Source organism: Halomonas sp. BC2, from assembly GCF_002078115.1.
GTDB classification, from domain to species: domain Bacteria; phylum Pseudomonadota; class Gammaproteobacteria; order Pseudomonadales; family Halomonadaceae; genus Vreelandella; species Vreelandella stevensii.
Genome location: NZ_LFGT01000005.1, coordinates 213,466 through 222,642 on the forward strand (window position 1 = coordinate 213,466; position 9,177 = coordinate 222,642).

The 9,177-nt window shown below is 58.1% G+C and carries 10 protein-coding genes; 1 reads left to right on the forward strand and 9 read right to left on the reverse strand.

The features are described 5' to 3' along the window. Positions 1-132 precede the first annotated feature (132 nt). From B7L71_RS04485 to uraH, 6 genes are all read right to left on the reverse strand, one after another. Positions 133-1,026, reverse strand: coding sequence for an ABC transporter permease (locus tag B7L71_RS04485; protein WP_081136258.1), 894 nt, complete (start codon positions 1,024-1,026; stop codon positions 133-135). A 17-nt stretch (positions 1,027-1,043) separates the two neighbouring features. Next, on the reverse strand, positions 1,044-1,997 hold the full coding sequence (locus B7L71_RS04490; RefSeq protein WP_039175412.1) for an ABC transporter permease: 954 nt from the start codon (positions 1,995-1,997) through the stop codon (positions 1,044-1,046). A 53-nt stretch (positions 1,998-2,050) separates the two neighbouring features. Beyond that, positions 2,051-3,688, reverse strand: coding sequence for an ABC transporter substrate-binding protein (locus tag B7L71_RS04495; protein ID WP_139790039.1), 1,638 nt, complete (start codon positions 3,686-3,688; stop codon positions 2,051-2,053). A gap of 449 nt (positions 3,689-4,137) precedes the next feature. Further along, positions 4,138-4,854 carry a GntR family transcriptional regulator gene (locus B7L71_RS04500; RefSeq protein WP_081136260.1) on the reverse strand — a complete coding sequence of 239 codons (717 nt, stop codon included), beginning with the start codon at positions 4,852-4,854 and terminating at the stop codon, positions 4,138-4,140. Positions 4,855-4,878: 24 nt separating this feature from the next. Beyond that, positions 4,879-6,078 carry a urate hydroxylase PuuD gene (locus B7L71_RS04505; RefSeq protein WP_081136262.1) on the reverse strand — a complete coding sequence of 400 codons (1,200 nt, stop codon included), beginning with the start codon at positions 6,076-6,078 and terminating at the stop codon, positions 4,879-4,881. Positions 6,079-6,089: 11 nt separating this feature from the next. Further along, positions 6,090-6,443, reverse strand: a complete 354-nt coding sequence (uraH, locus tag B7L71_RS04510) for a hydroxyisourate hydrolase (protein WP_081136265.1) — start codon at positions 6,441-6,443, stop codon at positions 6,090-6,092. A 124-nt stretch (positions 6,444-6,567) separates the two neighbouring features. On the opposite strand from uraH, the gene uraD reads away from it, so the two are divergent. Next, complete coding sequence (gene uraD, locus B7L71_RS04515; protein ID WP_081136267.1) at positions 6,568-7,110, forward strand: 2-oxo-4-hydroxy-4-carboxy-5-ureidoimidazoline decarboxylase; 543 nt, start codon at positions 6,568-6,570, stop codon at positions 7,108-7,110. Between the two features lie 62 nt (positions 7,111-7,172). Here uraD and B7L71_RS04520 read toward each other — a convergent pair whose 3' ends face one another. The 3 genes from B7L71_RS04520 to B7L71_RS04530 form a co-directional block, all read right to left on the reverse strand. Then, on the reverse strand, positions 7,173-7,529 hold the full coding sequence (locus B7L71_RS04520) for a phasin family protein (protein WP_016916200.1): 357 nt from the start codon (positions 7,527-7,529) through the stop codon (positions 7,173-7,175). A gap of 177 nt (positions 7,530-7,706) precedes the next feature. Next, positions 7,707-8,396 carry a glutathione binding-like protein gene (locus B7L71_RS04525; RefSeq protein WP_039175401.1) on the reverse strand — a complete coding sequence of 230 codons (690 nt, stop codon included), beginning with the start codon at positions 8,394-8,396 and terminating at the stop codon, positions 7,707-7,709. Between the two features lie 88 nt (positions 8,397-8,484). Further along, positions 8,485-9,159, reverse strand: coding sequence for a glutathione S-transferase N-terminal domain-containing protein (locus B7L71_RS04530; protein ID WP_249273181.1), 675 nt, complete (start codon positions 9,157-9,159; stop codon positions 8,485-8,487). Positions 9,160-9,177 lie beyond the last annotated feature (18 nt).

Sequence of the window (9,177 nt, forward strand, 5' to 3'; positions counted from 1 at the left end):
AATCTTTTTTGATAATGAAGTGCTTGCGCAGCCCTTTCACGCTCAACAGTGGCTGGGCAGCTCCTCCTCTATCACGGGGGTCCAAGGGTGTTGTCACGGCTGGAGAAGCGTCTATCGAAACACGTTCAGCATTCATAGTTTCACATCCATGGCAGAGCGCAGACCATCGCTGAGCGTGTTGAAACAGATCGATACCGTAAAAATCATGACGCCGGGCAGAATGGTAATCCATGGGTTGACGTAGATGGCATCGCGCAAGGTATTGAGCATTAGGCCCCACTCCGGCATCGGCGGCCTGGCCCCTAAACCAAGAAACGAGAGACCTGAGGCCAGGATCATGCTGACGCTGATGAGCGAGGTGGCATAAACGAAAATGGGGCTGAGTACATTGCCCAGCACATGGCAGCGGATGATTCTCAAACTGCCCGCCCCACTGGCACGGGCGGCTTCAATGTAATCGGTGCTGCGTATTTGCGTTGTCACACTTTCCGCGACCCGCGCAATGGGTGGTATGAACACCACGGTCAACGAGAATAGCGAGTTGATGATGCCTGCACCCAATGCCCCCGCTAACGCAATCGCCAGCAGCACGGCAGGGAAGGCATAAAACACATCGATAATGCGCATGAAGATGGTATTGGTTCTGCCTCCTACAAAGCCCGCGACAATACCGATCGCGCTTCCTATCACGAACGCGTTCACCACTGGCATGACGCCGATCAATAGCGATAATCGAGCGCCGTAGATCAATCGCGAAAGCATGTCGCGACCTAGCTCGTCGGTACCCAGCCAATGGCCTGATGTACCAATCGGCCGCAACCGCGACATCATGCTGGTTTTATACGGGTCCATGGGAGCCAACCAGGGAGCAAATATCGCCATGGCCAGGATACACAGCAGGATGATGCCTGCTACCAGTGCGACAGGGTCACGCCTCAGGCGCCGAAATACCGGCCCCCAGTACCCTTTGCTTGGGGTCACCTGCACGTCGGTCTTCGCCGAAGCATCAAGAGAGGTCGTTGTCATGAGATTCTCCTAGCCGATCAGCCGCGCTGAATACGTGGGTCAAGGCGCGCCTGGACGAGATCGACCATTAAATTGAGCGCTACAAAGAACAACGCCAGGATCAAAATCGTGCCTTGCAAGATGGGCAAATCGCGCTGAAAAATAGCGTTATTGAGCAACAACCCTGTCCCAGGCCAAGAGAACACGGTCTCGACGAGAATTGAGCCACCTAATAGATACCCTAACTGCAGCCCCATCACCGCTAACGCAGTAGGCGCGACATTCTTGATGACATGCAAAAAGATACGCCGCTCTGCCAAACCTTTAGCGCGCAGCGCTTCAACAAACTCGTGGGCCAGGATATCCGCCACCATGGCTCGCACCGTGCGCGTAACGACGCCCATGGGAATCACCGACAGCGTCACCGCAGGTAGAATCAAGTGACGCAGGTAGGCCCACTCGAAACTCCAATCGCTGGAGCTTCCTGGCCCTGCACCGGAGGAAGGCAGCCAGCTCAGCTCCACTGAAAAGATGATCACCAGCAGCATGCCCAACCAGTAGTGCGGAATACTGACGCCACCCACGGCAACGCCCGTCACGATGCGGTCAAGCATGGACCCCTGGTAATAGCCGGCGAGTGCTCCAAACGTGCACCCCAAGGTAAAGCCAATCATTGACGCAGCAGCGGCGAGCAACAGGGTGTTTTTGAGGGCGCTGAACACTTCTGTCGTCACCGCCCTGCCATTGGCGGCCGACATGCCCAGGTCACCCTGCACGGCTCGGCTCACCCAACGCCCAAACTGCTCTGGCAATGGCCGGTCAAAGCCGTAGGCTCGCTGCACCATCGCGACGACGTCACTGGGCGCATCGGGAGAGACGACGGCGTCCATGGGGTCGCCCGGTGACAGATGGACCAATGAGAAACAGAAAAAACTCACCGCCAAGGTGATCGGAATGACATACAGAATTCGCTTGAGGAAGTAGGTGCTCATCGTGTCTCCTGGCTATGCGCGGAGTGGCTGACAAGCCACTCCGCGTGCATAACTCACTCCTCGATATAGACGGGGGTCAGGTCCTGGAACCAGTTTTTAGCCTGAACGAACCCTTTGACGTGGGGCTGCATCGCGCGCGGGCCAACGTCATGGGCTACCCACAGCCAAGCGGCATCATCGACCATGCGGGCATGGAACTCGGCGAGGATGGCGTCTTGCTCGGCTTGATCGAAGGTGACACGCGCTTCATCCAGCAAACGGTCATATTCAGGGTCATTCATATAGCCCCAGTTGAAGCCATTGGGGGGAGCCATACTGGAGTGCATGAAGCGGTAAAAAGCAGAGAACGGGTCCAACCAAGCGAAGGTGATGTTGGTCGCATGCGCTCCACGACTGCTGGCATCCGCAGCGCCACGACGCCAGTTTGGAAATAACGACTCCCAGTCCAGCACTTCAAACTCGAGGTCGATACCAACCTCCGCAAGGTTTTGCTGAATGTACTCATTCATGGCCAAGGGCTGCATTTGGCCGGAGCCGGAGGTCGAAATGAGCACTTTGATGTCGACGGGATTGTCGGGGCCAAAACCGCTCTCGGCCAATAGCCGCATGGCTTCTTCGGGGTCGTAGCGGGTTTCGAAGGTGGGCTCGCCATACCAGGGATGATCCGGCGCCACGATACCCACTGCGGGCACCATCAAACCACCCAGCATGGCTTCCAGACCTTCACGGTCCACTGCCAGGTTAGCCGCTTTGCGGACGTTGATATCACGCCAGGGGCTGCCTTCTTGCATGGAGAACTGATAAGGCCAGGTGTGCGGATAAGGATTGCTGGTGATCTCCATACCTTGAGACTGCATACGAGGAATGGCATCTGGCGCCGGCGACTCGATCCAATCGACCTGCGACGAGAGCAGCGCGGAAGTGCGCGAGCTGGATTCAGGCATCGGGATCAGTTCGAGTCGTGTCAGGCGAGGCACACGCGCTTCATCCCAATACTCCAGGTTGGGTTCCAGCACGGCACGCTCGCGAGGCACCAGGCGCGTCAGCTTGAAAGGCCCTGTACCCGAAGGAGCGCTGGCAAACGCATCCCAGTCACCGCCCAATGCTTCCCATTGCGCAGGGCTTGAGAAGAGCAGGAAGGAAAGCTGGTAGGGGAACCATGCATCTGGCTCGCTGGTGGTGAACTGAATGGTGTAGTCGTCTACTTTTTCGTAGCCATCCATGGAAGGAATACGGCCCCGGACGTTACCTGCCTGGCGGGCATCGAACTGCTCGGACGCTTCATCGTAAATTTTATCGAGGTTCCAGATGGCAGCGTCGGCATTCCACTCACTACCGTCATGGAAAAGCACGCCTTCACGCAGATTGAAAACCCACACTCGCTGGTCGTCCGCATCGACCTCCCAGCTTTCCGCCAGCCCTGGCGTCAATCCACTTACCTCCTCTGCCGAGGACATGTCCCAGTTGATCAACGCATCATAGATGGTGTAACCGAGGAAGCGATAACCCTCGAAGCCGCTATCAGGCTGCCCGGTCGTCAGCGGAATATCGGAGGCCGTCATCGCGATACGCAGCACTTGCTCGTCCGACATGGCTGGGGCTGCGAAAAGCGCTACGCCCAGCGATAACAGCGCGGTACGTCGGGTTTGATGCATGAAACGCAGGGTCGCCACCATTTTCTTGTATACCATTTTAATCGTCCCCTTACTGTTTACTTAGCAGAAAGCAAAGCTCTTGATGCTTATACCGTGCTTAAGTAGTGCAAGAGGAGTGCCAAAAAGGAGGCCAACCATCAAAACGGTGCCAAAAGCAGCAAAAATCAATGTACAAAAAATATATTTTTCGTATACATGAGATATTTAGCGAGAGTTCTTCCTGACCCTCTTTTTATGAAAGACAACACAATCCTGCTATTGCTGCGCGACGCCTGTGCTGTACCTGTTGGCTTGAAGGCATTGCAACGGTGCAAGCGAGCACGCGTTCAACCCAAAATAGTGCGCCACAGCAGCCGACGCAGCCCATTCAAGGCCACTCATGAGCACACATCGAGGAAAATGGCATCACGGACAGCGCCAGCAGGCTTTAAAACGACTCGACGCCTACCCGGCACTGCGGTGATCAGGCCCTGCGGTGATAGAGTTCAAAGACGAAAGACTTCACGCAGGTCGGGCGTATCACTTTTCTCTTCGACTATCGACAGCGACGCTTCGATGGCCTTGAGGTGACGGCTCATGAAGGCCTTGGCGCGTTCGCCATTGCCTGCTTCCAGGTAGCCGATCAGGTCGTCATGATCGTGGGACTCGCAGCCCAGGTGGCCGCGATGCCCATATACGGCGAGGATCAGTGAAGAGCGCGAGCAGAGGCGCTCGACGAATTCCGCCAGGGTGGCGTTGCCGGAGAGCTGCGCCAGGCGCACGTGGAAATCGGCCGAGAGACGGATGGCCACGCTTTGCTGGCCGCTGCGCAGGGCCTGTCGCTCCTGCCTGGCCATGTCTCGCAGCTCGGCAGCCGCCTTGGCATCCATGCGCCTTGCCACGTCGGGCATCAGGCCGCACTCGATGAGCTGGCGTGCATCGAACACGTCCTTGGCTTCATCGGCGGTAGGGCGCGTCACGCTGGCCCCACGGCGCGGCGTCAGGGTCACCAGTTGCTCCAGCGCCAGCCGCTGCAGGATTTTACGGATCCCCGTGCGGCTGATGCCAAACACCTCTGCCAGGGCATCTTCGCGCAGCCGGGCACCCGGCTTGAGGCGTTGCTCCACGATGGCATCGCTCACTGCCCGGTAAATGGCTTCGTGGCGCTCGTCACCCTCTTTTTCCGTGGGCCGCCGTTTCAACGCCGTCTGCGCTTCGCTCATGGGGTCTCCTCTCTGCGAACCGATTTACTCCTCCCAGGCCGCTATGATATCGCGCTCTTCGTCACTCATGTTGGTGATATTGCCCAGCGGCATGTAGCGAGTGTCGACGACCCGCTGAATCTGCGCCTTGTGGCCCAGTATCTCTTCCCAGTGATCGAAGGCGTAGCCCGCAGGTGGCGCGGAGAACCCGGCGTGCTCAGGGTTACGCGCATGACACAGGGTGCAGTGCTGCTCCACCAGAGCGGTGACCTGAGCCTGATCGGGGGCCGCGCCGGTACTTTCCACGGCGGCGCGTGGGCTGGGGGCCGCTACCCAGAACGCCAGCAGAATGAGCCCTACGCCTATCGCAGGATAGGCAGGCTGGACCTTGCCCGCATGCATCAGCACGAAGAACTGACGAATCAGCGCGCCAGCAAAGATGAACAAGGCCATGACGATCCAGGCCTGCTCATGGGAGTAAAGAAAAGAGTAGTGATTACTCACCATCAGCAGCACCACCGGCAGCGTGAAGTAGGTGTTGTGCACCGAGCGCTGCTTGCCGCGCTTGCCATCTAGCGGGTTGGGGGCCTCTCCGGCTTTCATGGCCTTGACCATGCGGCGCTGGCCGGGAATGATCCAGAAGAAGACGTTGGCCGACATGGCCGTGGCCATGACGGCCCCGGTGAGCAGAAAGGCGGCCCGCCCGGTGAACATCTGGGTGCTCAAATACGCCACGACCACCATCATCACCGCCACGGCAATGCTCAGCAGGCCGTCACGCTGCATATCCGGGCTGATACGCTTGCAAAGCTCGTTATAGACCACCCAGCCGCCCAGCAGGAAGCCCAATGCCAGCAGGTTGGCTTGCCAACCGGTGAGGTTGGCCGCCCAGGCCCAGTTGCTGTTGGAGTTGACCAGGTAGAAGCCCGGATTGACCATATAAAGAATGACGAACAGCGCAAAGCCAGAGAGCCATGTGGTGTAGGCTTTCCAGAACGACCAGTGCAGGTCGTTGGGGAGCTTGGCAGGGGCCGTGGCGTATTTCTGGTTATGATAGAAACCACCGCCATGCACCGCCCACATCTCACCAAACACGCCCTTGTCACGATCTTCCTGAGCCTTGGGCGTGCGCAGGCTGTTATCCAGCATGACGAAATAGATCGACTCTCCGATCCAGGCAATGGCGGCAATCACGTGGAGCCAGCGCAGCAGCAGGTTGGCAAATTCGATAGTGTACGCTTGCATGTGAAGCCCCCTCAGCTACCGCGATAGGTCGAGTAGCCATACGGCGAGAGCAGCAGCGGTACGTGGTAGTGCTGGCTGGCATCGGCCACGCCAAAGCGCAGCGGGATGACGTCCAGGAAGCGGGGCTCGGCAGCCTCGACCCCCTGCTGGCGTAAATAGTCTCCCGCATGGAACACTAGCTCATATTCGCCAGCGGTCAGCGCCTCGCCTTCCAACAGCGGCGCATCACAGCGGCCGTCGCTGTTGGTGACGGTGGTCGCTAACGGCTCGCGCTGGCCACCGGTCAACCGAAAGACCTCGATGATGATGCCCTGACCGGGCTGCCCTTTGGCGGTATCCAGCACGTGGGTAGTCAAGCGTCCCATCGTCACTCCTCATATTGGCAGGGTTATTGGTGTTGTTGGCAGGTTTGACCTATTGGTCAAAGAGTACCGTTGATGCTATTTATTGTATACAGCAATTCCCTTTTCGCACGCTTGGAGAACCCTTGTGCCGACTGAAACGCCTTTGCGACTGTCCCCTGTCCCGAGCCAAAGCAGCCTGGAAACCTTCGTGGCACACTATGGCGATGTCTATGAACACTCTCCCTGGGTGGCCAAGGCCGCCTGGCAACACGGCCTGGAAGAGACTCACGACGCCCCGGATGCGCTGGCCGAACTGATGGGCAAGATGCTTCAACAGGCATCTCCCGAGCAGCAGACGGCCGTCATTCAGGCACACCCTGATCTGGCCGGCAAAGCCGCGCTGGCCGGGGAGCTGACCCACGACTCTACCAGCGAACAGGCCGGTGCTGGGCTCGATCAGTGTTCACCGGAAGAGTTTGCCCGCTTCGAGCAGTTGAACGCCGCCTATCAGGAAAAATTTGGCTTTCCCTTCGTGATTGCCGTCAAGGGCCTGGACCGCTATGCCATTCTGGAGGCCTTTGAAAAGCGGTTGAACAACGATCCGGTACAAGAAAGAAAAACGGCCATCGAGCAAATCATCAGGATTGCACGGTTTCGGCTGAGAGCGCGTGCAGGCGACGCCACCTAACGCCCGCTCTTCGGATAAAAAAATGCCGCGCTTCAGGGCGCGGCATTTTCATGGAGCAACCGTTACGATTTGGCAGTATCGGCTGCTTTCTTGGTGGTCTCTTCCGCCATTTTCTGACTTTCCTGCAGGAAGCCCTGGCTGATAGAGGTCACTTTTTCGGAGTCACCTTTCATGCGCTCCATCATGTCGCTGGCCGCTTTCTGCTGGCTTTCCATGGCTTTCTTGAAACTATCGGCGTCTTTGACGTCGAGCCAGGTGCGCGCCTGGGCGATGGTCATGTCGGAATAGGCGCGTGCAGCATCCATTTGAGCGCCGACCAGTTGCTCGTAGTAGTCCAGCGCTGCCAGTGTGTAAGAGCGCATGGGGGAAACAAACACGGACTCGAACTGCTGGCTGGTTTTTTCTGCTGTCTTGTTCATCACTAAATCTCCTTGAGTGAGCTAGCGGTACGATGCGCTCGACGGCGCATCTTGATAGGCGGTTGCCGTTGCTAATATCAAAGCTAGCAGCGCTTTTTGTGCAGCGCAACATGATTTTTTTCACCTTCATGCACGCTGCATCGCCATTATCGATGACTCACTCGCGGTTAATCATTATTAGCGGTTTCCGAACAAGTGCTTACGCGCCAGGTCATCCATGGGCGCACCTGCCTGGGGGTTCACATCCTCGACCAATGCATAGGCTTTGCGAATGGCGGGACGCTGGGAAAGCTCTTCGAACCAGCGCTCCAGGTCGGGAAACTCCTCCAGGGTCTGGCGCTGTTTTTCCCAGGGCACGATCCATGGGTAGATGGCCATGTCGGCAATCGAGTAACGGTCGCCGCCCACATAGTGCTGCTGGGAAAGACGCTGGTCCAGCACGCTATAAAGCCGATTGGTTTCACGCACGTAGCGCTCGATGGCGTAGTCGATCTTGTGGGGCGCATAGTGGCAGAAGTGATGATTTTGCCCGGCCATGGGGCCTAGCCCACCCATCTGCCAGTGCAGCCACTGCAGTACCACATAACGCTCGCGCCCTTCTGCTGGCAGGAACTGGCCACTCTTGTCTGCCAGGTACTCCAGAATCGCCCCTGACTCGAACAGCGCCATGGGCTGCCCCCCGTCGCGCGGGGCATGGTCGACGATGGCAGGAATACGATTATTGGGCGCAATGGCCAGGAACTCGGGGTCGAACTGCTCGCCCCGCCCGATATTGATGGGCTTTACGCGATAAGCGAGCTTTGCTTCTTCAAGCATGATGGAGACTTTGTGGCCGTTGGGCGTTGTCCAGTAATACAGGTCAATCATTGCCATCTCCTTGTCCATGAAGGGCGTCCCCATACAGGGCCTGCCCCTTCATGTTGCCTGTGAGTGTCAGCGGCGAGTACCGCTTAGCCTAGTATAGATCACGAATGGTCATGGCCTTGCCCGCCACGCCATCGTGCACCGCCAGCATGCGCTGGAACCAGCCGGCCACGGGGTCACGCTCCTCCACCAGCGTTTCGGTCGAGACGCTATAGGCCCACATCATGCTGCCGAACAGCAGGTAATCTGCCCCAGCGGGGGAGTCACCATCGAGGAAAGGGGTTTCCTTGAGTTGTGCACTGACGGGCACCAGCGCCTGATGCAGTTGCTGGCGGCCTTTCTCAGGGTCGTGAACCGCCTCGAGGCTGGCCCCAAAGCGCGCTTCACGGGTGGTGCGGAAGTACTCCCGATCCTCCGGGTGGATGGCTTCCAGCAGATCCAGCACCACGATACGAAACAGCGCGGGCGTAATGCTGCGGTCCACCAGTTGCTTGAATAGCGTGACACGCTGCAAGCCCAGCCCATCGCCCAGCACCGGCGCCTCAGGGTAAGTGGTATCCAGGTAGCGCAGGATATCGAAGCTGTCGGTGACCACCGTGTCGCCATCGGTCAACACCGGCACCTTGTCGTAGTGGGCAAATGCCAGCGCCTCTTTCTGCTGAAACCGCCAGGCCACCGTAGTGTATGCCAGCCCTTTGTGGGCCAGCGCCATGCGCACGCGCCAGCAGTAGGGAGAAAATCTCAAGCGATCATCGCGACCGCACAAATCTTGACGTCCTCCCCG

Excerpts from the sequence above, each read along its gene's own strand:
- B7L71_RS04485 (WP_081136258.1), bottom strand. The coding sequence starts at position 1,026 with ATGACAACGACCTCTCTTGATGCTTCGGCGAAGACCGACGTGCAGGTG.
- B7L71_RS04490 (WP_039175412.1), bottom strand. The coding sequence starts at position 1,997 with ATGAGCACCTACTTCCTCAAGCGAATTCTGTATGTCATTCCGATCACC.
- B7L71_RS04495 (WP_139790039.1), bottom strand. The coding sequence starts at position 3,688 with ATGGTATACAAGAAAATGGTGGCGACCCTGCGTTTCATGCATCAAACC.
- B7L71_RS04500 (WP_081136260.1), bottom strand. The coding sequence starts at position 4,854 with ATGAGCGAAGCGCAGACGGCGTTGAAACGGCGGCCCACGGAAAAAGAG.
- B7L71_RS04505 (WP_081136262.1), bottom strand. The coding sequence starts at position 6,078 with ATGCAAGCGTACACTATCGAATTTGCCAACCTGCTGCTGCGCTGGCTC.
- uraH (WP_081136265.1), bottom strand. The coding sequence starts at position 6,443 with ATGGGACGCTTGACTACCCACGTGCTGGATACCGCCAAAGGGCAGCCC.
- B7L71_RS04520 (WP_016916200.1), bottom strand. The coding sequence starts at position 7,529 with ATGAACAAGACAGCAGAAAAAACCAGCCAGCAGTTCGAGTCCGTGTTT.
- B7L71_RS04525 (WP_039175401.1), bottom strand. The coding sequence starts at position 8,396 with ATGATTGACCTGTATTACTGGACAACGCCCAACGGCCACAAAGTCTCC.